Below are 17,895 nucleotides of genomic sequence, written 5' to 3'. Positions count from 1 at the left end.
GGAAGGTGCCGGCCCGCAGCTACGAGTTCGCCACCGTATGGCGTATCGCCGCGCCGGTCGACACGACCTGGGCGTTCCTGACCGCACCGGAACAGCGGTGGCACGACTGGTGGCCGTATCTGGAGTCCATCGGGGTGGACCGGACGGGTGAGTTGTACGGCAGTGTCGCGCGCTGCGTGTGGCGTAGTCCGATCGGGTACCGGTTGCGGCTGACACTCGAGCTCGTCGACGTGGACGTCGGACGACAGGTCAGCTTGGCGGTGACCGGGGACCTCGACGGCACCGGCGTCATCGGCTTCGCGCCGGACCACTGCGGGAGCCGGCTCGACGTGCGATGGAGCGTGCGGACGCGGCGAGGCTGGATGAACGCGGCCGGGCCGCTGCTGCGCCCGTTGTTCCGGTACGGGCACGACGTCGTCATGAGCCACGGTGAGCGCGGCCTGAACCGCGCGTTGGGCAGCCCTGACAGCGCTGACCGTGCTCCGCGGAAGCCGCGTCGGCCGCGCGACGTGCCCGCTCCGTGGTCCAGGCGCAGTCGGTGAGCGGTCCAGGGGGCCAAGGACCACCCTGGCGGGCCGAATGGCCCGGAAACGAAACGTCCGGTGTGGTGCAGCACGACGGGGCGTGCTCCACCACACCGGACGGGGCGACCGGCGTTACTGCTGTCCGCTGGTCAACTCGTCGTGCTCGTGCCCCGACTCGACCGCGTGATGACCCTCGTGGTGCGCGGCCTCGAGCTCGTCGGCCGTCGGCTTCTGCACCACGTCACCGAAGTAGAACCGGGACAGTCGCGCGCGGCGCCGCTCGGTGCGGTAGTTCGGGTTGGGGATGCCGTTGGCGTCGGTGGCCGGCCCCGGCTCGTACGGCGCCTGCCGTTCGTGCCAGGTGAGCGAGTACGCGTCACCCTGCTCGAGCGGCGCGTGCATCTCGGAGAACTCACCGTCGGGGCTGACCATGATGATGCCGGTCTCCCGCCCGTGCATCACCAGGTCGCGGTCGCGCCGCTGCAGCCCCAGACAGATCCGCTTGGTGACCCAGAACGCCAGTCCGGTCAGGACGAAGAGACCGACCTGGATGAACCGGGTGATCCAGTTGACCGGGACGTTCAGGATGGTGGCGAAGAAGTCGTTACCACCGGCGATCCACAGCTGCACGTAGAAGGTGATGAACGCGACGCCGATACCGGTGCGGACCGGCTGGTTGCGCGGCCGGTCGAGCACGTGGTGCTCGCGGGTGTCGCCGGTGGCCTTCTGCTCCAGCCATGGATACAGCGCCAACGGGGTCAGGATCAGCCCAGGCAGGACGATGGCCGGGATCAGTACGCTCAACGTGAGCGGATGACCGAAGATCTCGAACTCCAGTGGCGGCATCACGCGTAGCGCACCGTCCAGGAATCCGACATACCAGTCCGGTTGGGTTCCGGCGCTGACGACGGCGGGATCGTACGGCCCCCAGAACCACACCGGGTTGATCTGCACGGTCGCGGCGAGCAGCACGATGACGCCGAAGACGATGAACTGGAAGCCGCCGGCCTTCGCGACGTACACCGGGAAGAACGGGGCGCCGACGACATTCTCGTTCGACTTGCCCGGGCCGCCCCAGTGCGTGTGCTTCTGGTACCAGAGCATCATCAGGTGTGCGGTGACCATCGCGATGATCAGGCCGGGGAACACCAGGATGTGCAGTGGGTACAGCCGACTGACGATGTCGTCACCCGGATACTCGCCGCCGAAGAGGAACGACGACAGGTAGGTGCCGACGACCGGAATGGCGAGCATGCCGCCCTCGATGATGCGCAGCCCGGTGCCGGACAGCAGGTCGTCCGGCAGCGAGTAGCCGGTGAAGCCGGCGGCCACGCCGAGGAACAGGAGCGTGACGCCGACCAGCCAGTTCATCTCGCGCGGCTTCCGGAACGCGCCGGTGAAGAACACCCGCAGCATGTGCGCCGACATCGCGGCCAGGAAGATCAGCGCACCCCAGTGGTGCACCTGCCGCATCAGCAGCCCGCCGCGGACCTCGAACGACAGCTCGAGCGTCGAGGCGTAGGCCTCGGACATGCCCTGCCCGCGCATCGGCGCGTACCCGCCCTCGTACACGATGTGCGCCATCGAAGGCTTGAACCAGAAGGTGAGGAAGACGCCCGACAGGACGATGATGATGAAGCTGAACAGCGCGATCTCGCCCAGCAGGAACGACCAGTGGTCGGGGAAGACCTTGCGAAGGTTCCGCTTCAACCAGTTCGACGCGGTGATCCGCTGGTCGACGAAGTCGACGACCTTGCCCGCACCGTTGACGATGGTACTCATGATGTCCGCCGCGCTCCGTTCGTCGTTCGCTGCGGTCGAGGGGCACGTTCAGTCCGCGGGTCGGCGGGGCCACCGCGGCGGGCAGCCGTGCCGGTGACACCGCTGTGCGTGTGGTCGAGCCGTGCCGCCGTCATCCGCCGCGCTCCCAGTAGCTCGGGCCCACGGGTTCGTGGAAGTCGCTCTGGGCGATGAGGTAGCCCTCGGCGTCGACCGCGAGCGGCAATTGGGGCAGGCTTCTGGTCGCCGGTCCGAAGATCACCTTGCCGGTGTCGGCGAGGTCGAACGTCGACTGGTGACACGGGCACAGCATGTGGTGCGTGGTCCGCTCGTACAGGCTGATGGGGCAGCCGACGTGGGTGCAGATCTTGGAGTAGGCGAGGATCCCGTCGACGTGCCAGTTCTCGCGGCCCGCGGGAATCTCGAACTCGTCCGGAGCCATCCGGATCACCATCACCGGCGACTTCGCGCGAGAGTTGATGCGCTCCGGGCCGTGCTCCTCGAGCTCCTGGAACGTCTCGGGCATCGCGTTGACCAGCTGGCCGAGCTCGAGGTCGGCGGCCCTGATCGGCTGGTAGGTGACGTCGGTGACGACCCGGACGCCCTCGCCCCAGATGGTGTGCTTCTTGACCTCGCCCGGCGACTCGCCGTTCGACGGTCCCAGGTCGCGCAGCATGACGATGGCCGGCAACGGCAGCAACGCCAGCGCGCCGAGCAGTGAGTTGCGCACGAGCTTGCGCCGGCCGAAGCCGGTCTCGTCGGCTCCGGTCTCGAACGCGTCGAGCGTCTCCTGGCGGGTTTCGTCGTCGGCGCGCAGGTGGTGGCGCTCGTGGACGACCTCCGGCGAGGTCATCAGCGAACGGGCCCACTGCACCGCACCGGCGCCGAGTAGGACCAGCGCCAGCCCGAGCGTGATGCCGAGCGCGAAGTTGGAGATCTGGACGTCGCCGACGGAGACCGGCTGCTCCGGGTCGTCGGGGGAGATGCCGAAGACGACGTAGGCGACGATGGACGCGACGATCAGCACCGACGCGAGCGAGAACATCCCGGCGACCTGTCGCTCGGCGCGACGCTCGGCACGCGGGTCGACGTCGGTGAGCCGGTCGGGCTCGTGGTGCAGGCCGGGGTCGGCGACCGGTTCGGCCGGGCTCGTCTCGGGCGTGTCGGATTCGCGGTGCGCCGGCGCCGTGGAGTCGCTGTGGCCGTTCATGTCCTCGTCCTTCGCGCTCATGATTTAGACGACCTCGTGACGACCCAGGTGGCGGTGCCGATGAGCAGGCCGATGCCGATGAGCCAGGCCCACAGCCCTTCGGCGACAGGGCCGACGCGGCCGATGCCCAGGCCACCGGGGTTGGGCTCCTCTTCGACGGATTTCAGGAACGAGATGATGTCCTGCTTGTCCTCGGGCGTGAGGGTCTCGTCGCTGAACACCGGCATGGCTTGCGGCCCGGTGACCATCGCTTCGTACATGTGCTTCGGCTCGACACCGGTCAACGAGGGTGCGAACTTGCCCATACTCAGGGCGCCGCCCTGGCCGGTGGTGTTGTGGCACTGAGCGCAGTTGGTGCGGAACAGCTGCCCGCCACGGGCGACGTTGCCCTCGGACACGTCGAGGTACTGCTCTTCGGGCAGCTCGGGCCCGGGGGCGAGGGAGGCGACGTAGGCCGCCAGCGCCTCGATCTGCGCGTCGGTGTAGGCGACCGGCTTGCGCTGGGCCTGTGCTCCGGGTGCGGCCATGGGCATCCGGCCGGTGCCGACCTGGAAGTCGACCGCGGCCGCGCCGACACCGATCAGCGACGGGCCGATGACGGTGCCGTCCTCTCTGACCTGTCCTTCGCCGCCGAGGCCGTGGCACGAGGCGCAGCCGATGGCGAACAGTTCCTTGCCCTCTTGGATCTTCGTCGACGACGCGGCTTGCAGATCCTCGGACTTCGGCGCCAGCGCCGCGTACGCGCCGCCGGTCGTGAACAGCATGGCGATCAGGACGAAGACGGCGGCCAGTGGGTGTCGGCGCCAGGTCGACAGCGTCCTGCGCCGGGTTCGCCCGGAGCGGCCGGTTGGCGTACTGAACACGTCACTCCTCGTCACTTGACCACGTAGATGGTGAGGAACAGGGCGATCCACACGACGTCGACGAAGTGCCAGTAATAGGACACGACGATCGAGCTGGTGACCTGTTCGTGGGTGAACCGCCGGGTCATGTACGTGCGACCCAGCACCAGCAGGAAGGCGACGAGCCCGAGCGTCACGTGCAGCCCGTGGAAGCCGGTCGCCAGGTAGAAGATGGAGCCGTAGGGGTCGCTGGAGAGGGTCAGCCCGTGCGTGACGAGTTCGGCGTACTCGAAGACCTGGCCGCCGATGAAGAAGGCGCCCATGACGAAGGTCAGCACGAACCACTCGCGCATGCCCCACTTGCCCACCTGGGCGAGCCCGCCGAGACGGCCGACCTGGCCGCGTTCGGCGCGCAGAACCCCGAGCTGGCACGTGACCGACGACAGCACCAGCACCGTGGTGTTGACGAGCGAGAACGGCACGTTCAGCAGCTCTGACTGTTCGTCCCACACCCCGGGGGCATTGGAGCGCAGGGTGAAGTAGATCGCGAACAGCGCCGCGAAGAACATCAGCTCACTGGACAGCCACACGATCACCCCGACCGAGACCAGATTCGGTCGTTCGGGTGGCCGCGTGTGGGCAGCGTCGACGGCAGTTGTGGAAGCCACGTCCGCCATTATGTCGTCCGCTCTGCGCGAGGACGACCCGCCCCCGGTTTCGGTGTCGTGGGCGTGTCCGTCTACAATATGTCGAGAGTCTACGTAAGGGTAGGCTTCCCTCGTTCGCGTGCTCCGAGCAGGCCGCTCCGCTGGGACAACGCGCGAGCCGCCGCTGACGTTCCCTCGTCGCCGTGCTCTGCGTCCGGATGGCCCGCGCCACCGACCGGTCCCGGCGCCCCGCCCGGTACGATCGTGCGAGACCGTCTCTTCCGATCCGACGATTTCCAGCGAGGACCGCAGGATGAGCAGCACCGAGCCGACGATGACGATCCTCGTCTACAGCGACGACCGGGCGACCCGCGAGAAGGTCCGCCTCGCCGTCGGGCGCCGGCCCGCGGCGGGCCTGCCCCGGGTCGAGTTCGTCGAGGTGGCGACGCACGCCGCGGTAACGAAGGCCCTCGACGCCGGCGGCATCGACGTCGTCGTCCTCGACGGCGAGGCCGTGCCGGCAGGCGGCATGGGCATCGCCCGGTCGGTGAAAGAGGAGATCTACCAGGCGCCACCGGTACTGGTGCTCATCGGACGCCCCGACGACGCCTGGCTGGCGACCTGGTCGCGTGCCGAGGCGGCGGTGTCGCATCCGCTGGACCCGGCCGCCGTCGCCTCCGCCGTCGCCGACCTGATGCGCCGGCGTGCGGCCGGCGCGGCCGCGGCGTCATGAACGACCAGCCGCACACCTGGGCGTCGGTCCTGAGCTCGCTGCTCGAGCGGACCGACCTGCCCACCGACGCGACGGCGTGGGCCATGGGCGAGATCATGAGCGGCGAGGCGACCAGCGCCCAGATCGCCGGCTTCGCCGTGGCGCTGCGTGCCAAGGGCGAGACGGTCGACGAGGTCGACGGCCTGGTCCGGGCGATGTACGCGCACGCCACCGAGTACACCGGGCGCGGACCAGCCCTGGACATCGTCGGCACCGGCGGTGACCGCGCACACACCGTGAACATCTCCACCATGGCCGCGGTCGCCGCAGCGGGGGCCGGCGCCCGGGTCGTCAAGCACGGCAACCGCGCCGCGTCGTCGGCGTGCGGGGCGGCCGACCTGCTCGAGGAGCTCGGCATCCGGCTGGACCTGCCGCCGGTTCGGGTCGCGGAGATCGCGGACGAGGTCGGCATCACCTTCTGTTTCGCGCCGGCGTTCCACCCGTCGCTGCGGTATGCCGGAGCGCCACGGCGCGAGCTGGGCGTGCCGACGACGTTCAACTTCCTGGGGCCGCTGGCGAACCCGGCGCGGCCCAGCGGGCAGGCCGTGGGCGTGGCGGATGCCCGGATGGCCGGCATCGTCGCCGGTGTGCTCGCCGGGCGTGGCGTGTCGGCGCTGGTGTTCCGTGGCGACGACGGACTTGACGAACTGACCACGACGACCACGTCCCGCGTCTGGGTCGTGCACGCCGGCGACGTCACCGAGGAACGGTTCGACCCGAGTGCCCTCGGGGTCGCGCCCGCACAGCCCGAGGCGCTGCGCGGCGGCGACGCGGCCTACAACGCCGACGTCGCCCGGCGGTTCCTGGCCGGCGAGCCTGGCCCGGTGCGCGACACCGTGCTGCTCAACGCCGCCGCAGGGGTGGCGGCTTACGAGGAGGCCGGTGACGTCGAGCTGACCGAACGGCTGCGCGGCGCCTACGCACGGGTCGAGCGGGCCGTCGACTCCGGCGCCGCCGCGGACGTGCTGGCCCGCTGGGTGGCCGCGGCCGGCTGAACTCGGCGAACTGGACTTGCGCGTCCCAGCGGGGCGCCGGAACGATCAGGTTGCACATCGCCGCCGTTTCCGGCCCCCGAGTCACCTGATCGTTCCCCAGTCACATCGTGAGACGCGATCAGGTGACTCCGACGCACCCCTGGAGGCCCCTCCGTCACCTGATCACTCCGCGAAAGATGATCAGGGCGTCCGACGCGGGCTTCCGCGGCTGCGCGATCATCGACACGCTCGGTGAGCTGGCCGGGACGTGACCGCGGATGGCCGAGATCGTCCGTGATCACAAGGCCGACTTCCAGAAGTACGTCGCCCGGCTGGTCGCAAACCGGTGGTCCGGGGTCTCTCGCGCCGCGGTTGGCGATCCGAACGCCGTCAGTCTTCGGCGCCGAGCGCGAACGCGGCCTCGAGGTCGTGGGTCGAGAACGTGCGGAACGCGATGTGCGTCTCGGTGTTGAGGACCCCGTCGACCTTGTTGAGGCGGTCGGCGACGACCTCGGCGATGGCCTCGTGTGTGCGCACGCGGACCAGCGCGACCAGGTCGATCTCGCCGGTGACCGAGTACACCTCGCTGACGCCGTCGAGCGCGGCAATCTGCTCGGCGACCTCCGGGATACGCGCCACGTCGGCCTGGACGAAAACGATGGCGGTGATCACTGCGGTGACTCCTCGTCTGACTGCGGACCGGCTCGATGCCGAGAGTACCGGGCGCCGCGGCGACGGCGGTCACCGCCACGGTCATGGGCGGTCACCGCCACGGCCGGAACGAACGCCGGTCGTCGAACGGGCGGGCCGCGGCGTGGTCGGCTTCGCCGACATCGACACGAGCGAGGTAGGACGCCGCCGCGGGCCGGGGGAGCGTCCACGACCCGTCCACTCGGACCAGGCGGGTCCCGGGCGTCTCGAGCCAGCGCAGCAGCGACTCGGCTTCCTCGGCGGTGGCGGCGGGCAGCGGCTGCGGCGCCGGCTCGACGGTCTCGGCGGTGGCGACGAGCGCGTCGACGTACGGACGTGGATCGGCGCGCGGCGGTGAGCACTCGGCGCCGGCCAGGCGCCCGTACCGCACCACGTGCAGCTCCCATCCGCCCTCGTCCCGGCGGCGCGCGGCCACGAGCTGGCTCACCGCGGCGAGCGCGGCCATGCGCTGGACCCGGGCCGCGGACCGGACGAACGTGGCCAGCCGGTCGCGACGCAAGGCGGCCTCTTCGTAGCGTTCGTGCCGCGCCAGCGCGTCGATGCGGGCGAGCAGCCCGTCGACCAGGGTGCCGGGGTCGGCCGTGAACGCGCGTCGGACGATCTCGACGTGCTCGGCGTAGGCCTCGGTGGACTCGCCGCCCACGCAGGGCGCTCCGCACTTGCCGAGGTCGGCCAGCACACAGGCGGAGCCGTGGCGCTTGGGGGAGAGGCGCTGGGTGCACTGCCGGATGGGCACGGCCTCGTGGACCGCTGCCATGGCCGTCTCGGCGAGCCTGCGTGAACCGAACGGGCCGAGGTAGGCGGCGCCGTCCTCGCGGACCTGCCGGACCAGTGAAAGCCTGGGGAACGGCTCGACGGTGAGTTTGATCCAGCTGCCGCGCTCGGGGAACCGGGACCGGCGGTTGTACCGCGGTTTGCGCTCGGCGATGAGCCGCAGTTCGCGGATCTCCGCCTCCAGCGGTGTCGCGCAGGTGATGCCGGTGACGGCGGTGGCGATCGAGACCATCTCGGTCATGCGGGCACGGGTCTCGGACGCGGTGAAGTAGGTACGGACCCGCGTGCGCATGTCCTTGCTCTTGCCGACGTACAGCACGTCGCCGTCGTCGGCGGTGAACATGTAGACGCCCGGCGCGTTCGGCACGGTCTCGGCCAGGCGGCGCTTGTCGCGCTGGGCGGGGGTGACGGTGCTCTGCCACAGGCTCAGCTCCTCGACCGTGTGGACACCGACGTTGCCGAGGCGCTCGAGCAGGCCGTGCAGCACGTCGACGGTGGCCCGGGCGTCGTCGAGGGCACGGTGGTTCGGCGTGGTGCCGGAACGGAACAGCCGCGCGAGGGTGGAGAGCTTGCAGTCGCGCGCCTCGTCGCGCGCCACCACCCGGCGGGCGAGCCGGGCGGTGTCGAGCACCTGGAACGACGGCCACGCCATGCCGCAGGCGGTGCACGCCGCGCGCAGGAACCCGACGTCGAACGGCGCGTTGTGGGCGACGATCACGCTGCCGTGTGCGAACTCGAGGAGGGACGGCAGCGCCGCGGTGACGGGCGGCGCGTCGGCCACCATGGCGTCGGTGATGCCGGTGAGCACCGAGATGAACGGCGGGATGCCGCCGGACGGGCGTACCAGCGTGCGGAACTCGCCGACGACCTCGCCGCCACGGACCTTCACCGCGCCGATCTCGGTGATCTCGGCGGAGTCGGGCGCTCCGCCGGTCGTTTCGAGGTCGACGACGACGAAGGTGGTGGACACCAGCGGCATGCCGAGCTCGTCGATGGTGCCCTGTACGGCCGCCGCGGTCAACGGGCTCACTCTCCCTCGACGTCGGTGCCTCATGTGTCGATGTCTCTGCCCGGAACGGTAGAGACCGGTACCGACAGACTCCGGCCGCGACCCGCCGACGCGTCGAACTTCGGGGGCGGCATCGCGGCGGTGCCGTCGCCTGTACGGCGGACGGAGGCGCCCACTGCAGAGTTACTGTGAGCGGGACGACCGCGAACCGATCGTGGTGCCGGAGGAGGAATACGTGGAAGACGTGGCCGTTGCACAGCCGTCCGGGACCGCCCGTCGCCCACGGGGCCGAGGCGGTCACGTCTCCGCGGGTCCGGGCCGGGCGTGATCGCACTGCCGGACGCCGTCCGGACCCGGGTCGTGGCGCAGGCGGCCGACGTCCTCGGCGGGATCGCGCCGGCGGAGGTGCCCGCGTCGCTGCGGCCGGTGGCCAAGTTCGCCGCCGCCAAGCGGGCCCGGCTGGGCGGCAACGCCATCGCGGCGGCCTTGGAGTCCGACCCCGGTTTCCGCCGCCGTGTGCTCGACGCGGCCGCCGACGCGGATCCCGCGCTGTTCCGAGCCGTCGAAGCCGGTGAGCCTCCGGCGGCGGCCGATCCTGTCGACGTGGCCGTCATGGCGTATCTGCTGCGTCCGGAGGGCTGGGAGTCACTCGTCGAGTCGGCGACGGAATCGGTGCGCGACGGTGTGGAGGAGGAACGCCGGGTCCGCGAGGCGGCAGCGGTCGAGCGCGTCCGTGAGCAGCTGGAGGCCGCTCGCGCGTCGGCGCGCGAGACCAGGGCGACGATGAAGGCGGAGGTGGACCGCCTCAAGTCGGAGAACACGACGTTGCGGCGGCGGCTGCAAGAGACCCGGCAGCGTCTCGAACAGGCGAGCAACGAGCGCGACGAGCACGCGGACGCATCCCGCCGGCTGGCGGACGCGCAGGCGGCGCAGCGCTCCGCCGAGGCGGAGGTGCGCAAGCTGCGTGCCCGGGTCGGTGAGCTGGAGACGGCCCTGGAGAACGCCCGGCGCGACACCCGTGCCGAGCGCAGCCTCGGGACGGCGCGGCTGGCGTTGCTGATCGACACGTTGAACGAGGCCGCAGGCGGCCTCCGGCGCGAACTGGCGCTGCCGCCCTCGTCACTGCGCCCGGCCGACACGGTCGACGCGGTCGAGCCGGCCCGTGAGGAGCCCGGGACCCCCACTCGGGCGCGCGCCACCGACGAGCCCGCCTACCTCGACGAACTGCTTTCGCTGCCGCGGGCGCACATGATCGTCGACGGGTACAACGTCACCAAGACCGCGTGGCCCACGATGCCGCTGGACGCGCAGCGCACGCGTCTGGTGCAGGGTCTGGCGGCGCTGTCTGCGCGCACGAGCGCCGAAGTGACCTGCGTGTTCGACGGCGCGGACGTCGCGGTACCGCCCCCGGTGGCGGCTGCGCAACGGGTGCGCGTGCGGTTCAGCCCGGAAGGACACAGCGCCGACGAACTCATCCGCAGCATGGTCGACGCCGAGCCGGAGGGGCGGGCGGTCGTGGTCGTCTCGTCCGATCGCGAGGTCGCCGAAGGGGTGCGCCGGCCCGGCGTCCGCCCGGTCGACGCGGCGGCGCTGGCCGGGCTGCTCGCGCGGTGACTCGGACAGTGAGCGGCGGACGGTGAGCGGCGGACGGTGAGCGGCGGACGGTGAGCGGCGGACGGCGGCGACTCTGTCGGTGGCGGGTCCTAGCGTCTTCGGAAAGGACGGGGCAGCAGCCCGTCGTACGACGCGAGACGCTGGAGGTCTGACGATGCACATCGACTGCGATCGCTGCGAGATGCGTGGGCTGGCCTGTTCGGACTGCTTCGTGTCCGTGCTGCTCGGATCCGACGGGCCGGGCCTCGGTGGCGATGAGGAGCAGGCCATCGGCGTTCTCGCCGACGCCGGCCTGGTGCCGCCGCTGCGGCTGGTGGTCCGCGATGACGAGGGCGCACCGACGGCGGCGGAAAAATCCGGCGAAACTCCGCCGGGAGATTTGCGGCGCACACGTCGCGCTGGTTAAGCTCCCGGCCCAGGTGCCTGACCCGCCTATGGAAGGACCAGAGTGCCTGAGCATCGTGGTCGGTCTTCTCGTCCTCGTCGCGCGCTGACAGCCCTGTGCATCGCGGCGCTTGCCACGTCCGGTGGGGTGATGCTCGCCCCGTCCGGGTACGCGGAGCCGGAACCCACCATCTCCGAGGTCCAGGACCGCGTCGACAGCCTGTATCACCGGGCCGAGCAGGCCACCGAGCGGTATCACGCGGCGACCGAGGAGCTGCAGGAGGTCCAGCGCCGCATCGAGCGTGCGCGTACCGCCGTCTCCCGGCAGCAGGCCGCCGTCGAGGACGTACAGGCGCAGATGGCTGGGTTCGCCGCCGCGAGCTACCGCGCCGGCGGGTTCGACCCGACGTTACGGACCTTCCTGGCCGAGAGCCCGGCGGAGTTCCTGGCGCAGGCTTCCGTCGTCGACGCCTACGCCACTCAGCAGACCGAGCAGCTTGCCGAGGCGGCGGAGGTGCGTCGCGGGCTCGAGCAGGCGCGCATGGTCGCCGACGAAGAGCTCGCTCGGCAGCGAGCCATCGAGGCAGAGCTCGAGACCGAGAAGCAGGCCGCCGAACGGCTGCTCGGCGAGGCGGAAGACCTCCTGAGCGAACTCGAGGCCGAAGAACGGCGCAGGCTCGAGGAGCAACGCGAGCGCGAGCGCGAAGAGGAAGCCGAGCAGCCCAGCCGGGACGACGACGGCGAGGACGACGAAGAGACGTTGCCCGACGTGCCGTCGTCGGAGAAGGGGCAGATCGTCGTCGACTTCGCGATGAGCCAGCTCGGAGACGCCTACTGCTGGGGCGGGAACGGACCGGACTGCTGGGATTGCTCGGGTCTGACGTCGGCGGCGTGGGCTGAGGCGGGTGTGAGCCTGCCACGCTCCTCGGGTTCACAGATCAATTCGGGTAGCCGGGTGTCCAAGAGCCAACTCGAACCCGGTGATCTGGTCTTCTTCTACAGCCCGATCAGCCATGTCGGCATATACCTCGGCGACGGGCAGATGGTCCACGCGACCCATCCCGGAGACGTGGTGAGTGTCGACCCGATCGACACGATGCCGTTCGCCGGCGCCACCAGGCCCGGCTGAGCAACGGATCCGAGCAACGGATCCGAGTAACTGACCGACCATCCGCCGGGCGCCGTTTTCTCGCCCCCGGCGGTCGCGGGCCGCGCACCGGCTCCGCGCGTTCGTCACCCGCTCGGAGCGCCGACGATGTGCCCGAGCTGCCAGCTGATGAACCACATGCCGGCAAGCAGCACCGCGACCGCGGCCAGCCGGACCAATGTGTACTCGAGGCGTACTGAACCTCGCTGCCGTAGTGCGTCGCGCATGATCGCCTCACCCCAAGGCCGTACGGGTGCCGACGGTCAGCACCAGCTACCTTCCAGCGTGAGGTCAGATCACTTTTCCGTCGATCGCGTGACCGGTTACTTACGTATCGCCTGAACGGTTGAGTCGCGTCACCACGGGTGACCCCTGATCACTGAGGGTCACCGGTACCGTTCACTCGGCTGCGGCGTCTCCGTCGTCCAGCAGACCTGCGCGCACGGCAGCCATGATGGCCTGGGCGCGGTTGGACGCGCCGAGCTTGTCGTAGAGCTTGGAGACGTGCGTCTTCGTCGTCGACTCGCTGATGTAGAGCTTGCGAGCGATGTTCGACACGCCGAGCCCGTCGGCCAGCAGGTCGAGGACCTCGCGCTCGCGCCGGGTCAGCTGGGGCCCGGTGGGGTGCATCCGTCGCTGCATCGCCTCGGCGAGGTCGGCGGCGACGAACGACGACGGGGTGGCGGCGGCGTGCCGGGCAGCCGAGACGACCTCGTCACTGGGCGCGCTCTTGGGGACGAACGCGGAGGCGCCGGCGTCGAGTGCACCGAAGAGGTGGTCGTCGCCGACGTACATGGTGAGGATCACGAGACCAACGTCCGGGCGTGCGGTGCGCAGCGCCTTCGCCAGCTCGAGGCCGCTGCCGTCGGGCAGCCTGATGTCGATGACCGCGACCGTCGGCTGCGTCGCGTCGGCCAGCCGGTGTGCTTCGGCGACCGTGGACGCCTCGCCGACGACGGTGAAGTCGACGTCGCGCTCGAACGCGCGACGTAGGCCTTGGCGGATGAGCTCGTGATCATCCACGAGCATGACCGTCTTCGGCACGGTCTCTACCCCTCTCCATCATGGTTCCCGAGGGATACGTCGACGACGGTACCGCTCTCGGGTCGGTCTTCGATGACGAGTGTCGCACCGACGCGCCGTGCACGCTCGGACATGATCTCAAGACCGTACCGTCCGCGTGGTTGGTCCCGCATGCCCGTTCCGTCATCGACCACACGGATCTGTGCGTACGGCGGGCTGACGGAGATCGTGACCCAGAGGTTGTGTGCCTTGGCGTGCTTGCGGACGTTGGTGATGGCCTCCTGCCCGATCCGCAGCAGCTCGGCCTCGATCTCCGGACGCAGCCGGTCGTGCTCCTCCTGGTGCACCAGATGCACCTTCAGCCCGGCCTGGCTGCCGACCTGGCGCGCGTACGCCGAAAGCGACGTACCCAGACCGGCGTCATGGTCGAGGTCACTGCGCAGGTCGAAGATCGAGTGGCGCAGGTTGGACAGGATGCGGGTCAGCTCCTGGCGCAGCGTGGTCGACAGCGACTTGGCGTCGACGTCGGTGGTGCGTGCGATCAGGTCGTCGACGAGGTACCCCAGCGAGGTCAGCTCCTGGGCGATCCCGTCGTGGATCTCCCGCGCCAGCCGGCGCCGCTCCTCGCGGGTGGCCAGCTCGCGAACCTCGTCGAACAGCAATGCGGTCTCGAGCCGGAGAGCGCCCTCGTCGGTGGAACTGACCACCGCCTGCAGCTCCTCCGGGCTCACCTGCTCGGGCGCGTCGGCGACGACGACGCCCATGGTCCGCGACCCGACACGCAGCGGCAGCACGACGCGGTACCCGCGGCGTCCCATCGGGGTCCAGGCGGGCGCCTCACTGCTCCACGCGTCGAGCAGCACCGGGTCGCGCTCGGCGCCGAGCAGCCAGCCGTCGTCCTCACCGCGATGGGCGAGCGGGAACAGGTTGCCCCCCTCGCGCCGCACCAGCAGTGCGGCCCGCCGTACCGACAACGGCCCGGCGATCTGGTCGAGCAGACCCTCGGCGAGCGTGCCCGGGTCGAGACCGACGGACAGCCGCCGCGACACCACCCGCAGCTCGGACAGCAGCCGGTAGGCGGCGGCGTAACGTCCACCGTCGGCGACCTGGATGCTGTCCAGCCGCAACACCCACGCGCCGATGGCTCCGGTGGCGAAGATGATGACGACCCACACTGCCACGCTGCCGAACGCCGTCAGCTCGAACAGATCGCCGCCGGCCAGGACGTTGCCGATGGCGAGCCCGACGGCACCGGTGAAGGTGGTGACGGCGGTGCCCGCGATGCTTCCGGCCAGCCCCGCGGCGAACGCGGGAACCAGCAGGTACGGCAGCGCCAGATATGCCTCGGGCAGGCCCAGGCCGACGATGATCGACGCCAGTGCCATCTCGGCGCCGACACGGATGCGGGTCCGGGGCAGGATGCGCTCGGAGACCGCTGCCGCCAGTGCGACCAGAGCCAGTGCCCCCAGCCACCACCAGTCGGTGACGACACTGCGGGCCGACCCCGTCAGCGCGATGACGAGAGCGAGCATGCCGGGCCGCGCGACGGCCACGCCATGCCAGTGTCGCTGGACGGAATCCGGGGCCCACACACTCACAGGGGGCAGTGTGCCGTAAATCGCCGCTGGACGAGTTCCGAAGTGCCGCCGGTGACCGGATTGCGAGACGCGTGGCCGGACGCGACATAGGCTCTGGGCCGTGACCGTCCCCTCGATCGACCTGCGTGACGAGTCGTTCATCGTGGCGCGCCCACAGGACCTGGCCATGTACTTCGCGCGCGCCGATGTCCGGCGGACGTGGTGGCCCGACCTGCGCCTGGCGGTGAGCGAGCACCGCGGCGACGAGGGGGTGCGCTGGATCGTGGGCGGCGCGCTGACCGGCACGGCGGAGATCTGGCTGCAGGCGTGGCGAGACGGTGTCGTCGTGCACTGGTTCCTCCGTGCCGAGCCGCCACCCGGAACCGGCACGCGTCGCACCCGTCGCCTCGCCCGCCGGTACGCCCTCGGCTACAAGGCTCGGATCCACCGGCTCAAGGACGAGGCCGAGCGGGGCCGTCCGCCGGGCACGCCGCCGTGCCATGCCCGGTCACCGGTGGCGTAGTCTGCGCTGGACGCCGACAACCGGCCGCGAGTCGGCAGATGGGAAACTTCTGTCATGGCTGCGCAGACCACGTCGAGCATCGTCATCGCCGCACCGCCGGCGCCGATCATGGATGTCATCGCCGACCTCGAGGCCTATCCGGAATGGACCGCCTCGGTCCGCGAGGTCGAGGTGCAGTCGGTGCATCCACCAGACACTGCCACCGGCACCGCCGCCGGGCGACCGGCGCAGGCCAGGTTCGTTCTGGACGCCGGCCCGATCAAGGACACGTACACGCTTTCATACGTCTGGGACGGCGACCGGCAGGTCCGGTGGAGCCTGGTCGAAGGTGGGATGATCAAGGAGCTGGAGGGCTCGTACACGCTGGTGGCCGCCGATGACGGGTCCACGGAGGTCACGTACCAGCTCACCGTGGACGTCGCCGTCCCGATGCTGGGTCTGATGAAGCGCAAGGCCGAGAAGGTGATCATCGACACCGCGCTGAAGGAACTGAAGAAACGGGTCGAGACCACGGACCGAGAGGACGGAACTGACCAGTGAGCCTGACCATCGGGGTCGACGTCGGTGGCACGAAGATCGCCGCCGGAGTGGTCGACGAGAAGGGCGTCATCGGCGCGCGGGCACGACGCGACACGCCGTCGCAGGACCCGGACGCCATCGTCGAGAGCATCATCGCAGTGACGCGTGAGCTGGCGGAGGGCCAACAGATCGACGCCGTCGGCGTAGGGTCGGCCGGCTTCGTCGACTCCGCCCGCTCGACGGTGATGTTCGCGCCCAACCTGGCCTGGCGTGACGTGCCGGTGCGCCAGCGGGTGGCCGACGCGACCGGGTTGCCCACCGTCGTCGAGAACGACGCCAACTCCGCGGCGTGGGGCGAGTTCCGGTTCGGCGCAGCCGAGGACGTCGACGACATGATCCTGCTGACGATCGGCACCGGCGTCGGCGGCGGCGTCGTCCTGGGCGGTGAGGTCTACCGCGGTGCGCACGGCGTCGCGGCCGAGATGGGGCACATCCGGATGGTTCCGGACGGTCACCTGTGCGGCTGTGGGCTGCGCGGCTGCCTCGAGGCCTATGCCAGCGGAACGGCACTGGTCCGCGAGGCCCGCACCGCCGCGAGCCTGCCGTCGGCCGAGCGGCTGCTCTCGCTCGCCGGCGGCGACTCCGAGCGCATCACCGGCCCGATGGTCACCGCGGCCGCCGCCGACGGCGACGAGCTCGCGACGGTGCTGATGACCCAGCTCGCCCGCTGGCTCGGCGAGGCGATGGGATCGTTCACCGCGCTGTTCGACCCTGCCGTCTTCGTCCTGGGCGGCGGCGTGTCGGCCGCGGGTGACCTGCTGCTCGGACCGGCCGAAGAGACGCTGCGCAAGCAGATCACCGGGCGCGGGCACCGGCCCGAGCCGGAGATCCGGCTGGCGACTCTCGGCAACGACGCCGGCATCAGCGGTGCCGCCGATCTGGCGCGGAAGTGACGTGACCGAACGCTCGACCTCGCTGCGCGTGGTCTCGTACAACGTGCGCGGCCTGCGCGACGGCGCCGGCGTGGCCAGGGTGCTCCGGGAGTTGGAGGCGGACGTGGTCTGTCTGCAGCGGATGCCGACCGTGCTGTTGTGGCGCGGGCGTTGTGCGGCGCTGGCGCGGAACGCGGAGCTGCTGTACGCCGGTGGCGGCGGCACCACCGGCGGAACGGTGCTGCTGACGTCGATCCGGGTGGATGTCCGCGACGTGCAGGAGCACCGGCTGCGCCGTACGCCCGGACTCGGATCACGCGGGGCGGTTCTCGCGCGGCTGGCAGTGGACGGGCAGGCGTTCGGCGCGGCGTCGATGCACCTCGGACTGGACGCCGCCGAACGCGCCCGCCATCTGACCGAGGTCACCGGCCTGGTGAACCGGATGGGCGTGCCTTCGGCGGTGCTGGCGGGGACGGTCAACGAGACGCCGGACGCGCCGACCTGGACCCGGCTCGCGTCGCAGTACGCGGACGCCGCAGTTGCGGACGGTGCCGTTGCGCATGGGGCTGCCGCCGCCGGGGCTGCCGCCGACGGGACCGCCGCCGGCGGGGCGGCTTCGGATGCGGCCGCGACCCATCCCGCGTCGCGGCCCGAGCGACGGCTGGACGGGGTGTTCGTGCGCGGCGGGATCCGGGTCGAGTCGTGCCGCGTGATCGACTCCCCGGACACGCGGTCCGCCAGCGATCACCGTCCCGTCGTCGCCGACCTGGTGGTGTGAACCAGGGCCGCGTCGGTCACCGGCATCCGTACGTCACCAGGCGTGTGCACGCGTCACCAGGGGTGGAATCTATCGGTGTAAGCAACGCCTAGTGGAGAGGGTGTTGTGATTGCCGAGGGCGTTGCCGTATGAGGTGCGTGAGGGGTTCTTCGCGCT

19 protein-coding genes are annotated in these 17,895 nt (G+C 70.6%); 10 read left to right on the top strand and 9 right to left on the bottom strand.

Going from position 1 to position 17,895, the window contains the following annotated elements; all coding sequences use genetic code 11:
• Positions 1-5: 5 nt before the first annotated feature.
• Complete coding sequence (locus CLV30_RS19455; RefSeq protein WP_106538905.1) at positions 6-542, top strand: SRPBCC family protein; 537 nt, start codon at positions 6-8, stop codon at positions 540-542.
• Between the two features lie 114 nt (positions 543-656).
• Here CLV30_RS19455 and qcrB read toward each other — a convergent pair whose 3' ends face one another.
• The 4 genes from qcrB to ctaE form a co-directional block, all read right to left on the bottom strand.
• Positions 657-2,306 carry a cytochrome bc1 complex cytochrome b subunit gene (gene qcrB / locus CLV30_RS19450; RefSeq protein WP_106538904.1) on the bottom strand — a complete coding sequence of 550 codons (1,650 nt, stop codon included), beginning with the start codon at positions 2,304-2,306 and terminating at the stop codon, positions 657-659.
• 130 nt (positions 2,307-2,436) lie between these two features.
• A complete protein-coding gene (qcrA, locus tag CLV30_RS19445; RefSeq protein ID WP_205741135.1) occupies positions 2,437-3,534 on the bottom strand; it encodes a cytochrome bc1 complex Rieske iron-sulfur subunit in 1,098 nt (365 codons plus the stop codon).
• Positions 3,531-4,376, bottom strand: a complete 846-nt coding sequence (qcrC, locus tag CLV30_RS19440) for a cytochrome bc1 complex diheme cytochrome c subunit (protein WP_240723406.1) — start codon at positions 4,374-4,376, stop codon at positions 3,531-3,533. Before qcrC ends, qcrA begins: the two co-directional genes overlap by 4 nt.
• Positions 4,377-4,387: 11 nt before the next feature.
• A complete protein-coding gene (gene ctaE / locus CLV30_RS19435; RefSeq protein ID WP_106538903.1) occupies positions 4,388-5,032 on the bottom strand; it encodes an aa3-type cytochrome oxidase subunit III in 645 nt (214 codons plus the stop codon).
• 283 nt (positions 5,033-5,315) lie between these two features.
• Between ctaE and CLV30_RS19430 the strand changes: the two genes are divergently transcribed.
• Positions 5,316-5,735 carry a response regulator transcription factor gene (locus CLV30_RS19430; RefSeq protein ID WP_106538902.1) on the top strand — a complete coding sequence of 140 codons (420 nt, stop codon included), beginning with the start codon at positions 5,316-5,318 and terminating at the stop codon, positions 5,733-5,735.
• On the top strand, positions 5,732-6,769 hold the full coding sequence (gene trpD, locus CLV30_RS19425; RefSeq protein ID WP_106538901.1) for an anthranilate phosphoribosyltransferase: 1,038 nt from the start codon (positions 5,732-5,734) through the stop codon (positions 6,767-6,769). The genes CLV30_RS19430 and trpD overlap by 4 nt, the downstream gene beginning before the upstream one ends.
• Positions 6,770-7,138: 369 nt before the next feature.
• Here the strand turns inward: trpD and CLV30_RS19420 are convergent, their stop codons facing one another.
• Positions 7,139-7,420: an Lrp/AsnC family transcriptional regulator gene (locus CLV30_RS19420; RefSeq protein WP_106538900.1), complete on the bottom strand. Its 282-nt coding sequence runs from the start codon at positions 7,418-7,420 to the stop codon at positions 7,139-7,141.
• Positions 7,421-7,511: 91 nt separating this feature from the next.
• Positions 7,512-9,287: a DEDD exonuclease domain-containing protein gene (locus tag CLV30_RS19415; RefSeq protein WP_106538899.1), complete on the bottom strand. Its 1,776-nt coding sequence runs from the start codon at positions 9,285-9,287 to the stop codon at positions 7,512-7,514.
• Positions 9,288-9,566: 279 nt separating this feature from the next.
• On the opposite strand from CLV30_RS19415, the gene CLV30_RS19410 reads away from it, so the two are divergent.
• The 3 genes from CLV30_RS19410 (at position 9,567) to CLV30_RS19400 (ending at position 12,369) form a co-directional block, all read left to right on the top strand.
• Entirely contained in the window at positions 9,567-10,856 is a 1,290-nt protein-coding gene (locus tag CLV30_RS19410; RefSeq protein ID WP_205741137.1) for an NYN domain-containing protein, read from the top strand.
• A gap of 154 nt (positions 10,857-11,010) precedes the next feature.
• Positions 11,011-11,262 (top strand): hypothetical protein, encoded by a 252-nt coding sequence (locus CLV30_RS19405; protein WP_106538897.1) that lies wholly within the window; start codon positions 11,011-11,013, stop codon positions 11,260-11,262.
• A gap of 129 nt (positions 11,263-11,391) precedes the next feature.
• Positions 11,392-12,369, top strand: coding sequence for a C40 family peptidase (locus tag CLV30_RS19400; RefSeq protein WP_129711136.1), 978 nt, complete (start codon positions 11,392-11,394; stop codon positions 12,367-12,369).
• 104 nt (positions 12,370-12,473) lie between these two features.
• Here CLV30_RS19400 and CLV30_RS26625 read toward each other — a convergent pair whose 3' ends face one another.
• The 3 genes from CLV30_RS26625 to CLV30_RS19390 all read right to left on the bottom strand — a co-directional run bounded on the left by CLV30_RS26625 (position 12,474) and on the right by CLV30_RS19390 (position 14,963).
• Positions 12,474-12,614 (bottom strand): hypothetical protein, encoded by a 141-nt coding sequence (locus CLV30_RS26625; RefSeq protein ID WP_165358778.1) that lies wholly within the window; start codon positions 12,612-12,614, stop codon positions 12,474-12,476.
• A 172-nt stretch (positions 12,615-12,786) separates the two neighbouring features.
• On the bottom strand, positions 12,787-13,416 hold the full coding sequence (locus tag CLV30_RS19395; protein WP_106538985.1) for a response regulator: 630 nt from the start codon (positions 13,414-13,416) through the stop codon (positions 12,787-12,789).
• Between the two features lie 20 nt (positions 13,417-13,436).
• The gene (locus tag CLV30_RS19390) at positions 13,437-14,963 is read right to left on the bottom strand and encodes a GAF domain-containing sensor histidine kinase (protein ID WP_106538895.1); all 1,527 of its coding nucleotides are present in this window, start codon (positions 14,961-14,963) and stop codon (positions 13,437-13,439) included.
• 145 nt (positions 14,964-15,108) lie between these two features.
• Between CLV30_RS19390 and CLV30_RS19385 the strand changes: the two genes are divergently transcribed.
• Genes CLV30_RS19385 through CLV30_RS19370 form a run of 4 tightly spaced genes read left to right on the top strand, consistent with a single transcriptional unit; the run spans position 15,109 to position 17,739 of the window.
• On the top strand, positions 15,109-15,510 hold the full coding sequence (locus tag CLV30_RS19385) for a polyketide cyclase / dehydrase and lipid transport (RefSeq protein WP_106538894.1): 402 nt from the start codon (positions 15,109-15,111) through the stop codon (positions 15,508-15,510).
• Positions 15,511-15,564: 54 nt separating this feature from the next.
• Complete coding sequence (locus CLV30_RS19380; protein WP_106538893.1) at positions 15,565-16,050, top strand: SRPBCC family protein; 486 nt, start codon at positions 15,565-15,567, stop codon at positions 16,048-16,050.
• Positions 16,047-16,982, top strand: a complete 936-nt coding sequence (locus tag CLV30_RS19375; RefSeq protein WP_106538892.1) for an ROK family glucokinase — start codon at positions 16,047-16,049, stop codon at positions 16,980-16,982. Before CLV30_RS19380 ends, CLV30_RS19375 begins: the two co-directional genes overlap by 4 nt.
• 1 nt (position 16,983) lies before the next feature.
• Positions 16,984-17,739 (top strand): endonuclease/exonuclease/phosphatase family protein, encoded by a 756-nt coding sequence (locus CLV30_RS19370; RefSeq protein WP_129711137.1) that lies wholly within the window; start codon positions 16,984-16,986, stop codon positions 17,737-17,739.
• The last annotated feature ends 156 nt before the right edge of the window (positions 17,740-17,895 follow it).

This window comes from Haloactinopolyspora alba (assembly GCF_003014555.1).
In the GTDB taxonomy this organism is placed as follows: domain Bacteria; phylum Actinomycetota; class Actinomycetes; order Jiangellales; family Jiangellaceae; genus Haloactinopolyspora; species Haloactinopolyspora alba.
The sequence above is the reverse complement of the archived record's forward strand: the minus strand, read 5'-3'. Positions and strand labels throughout refer to the sequence as shown.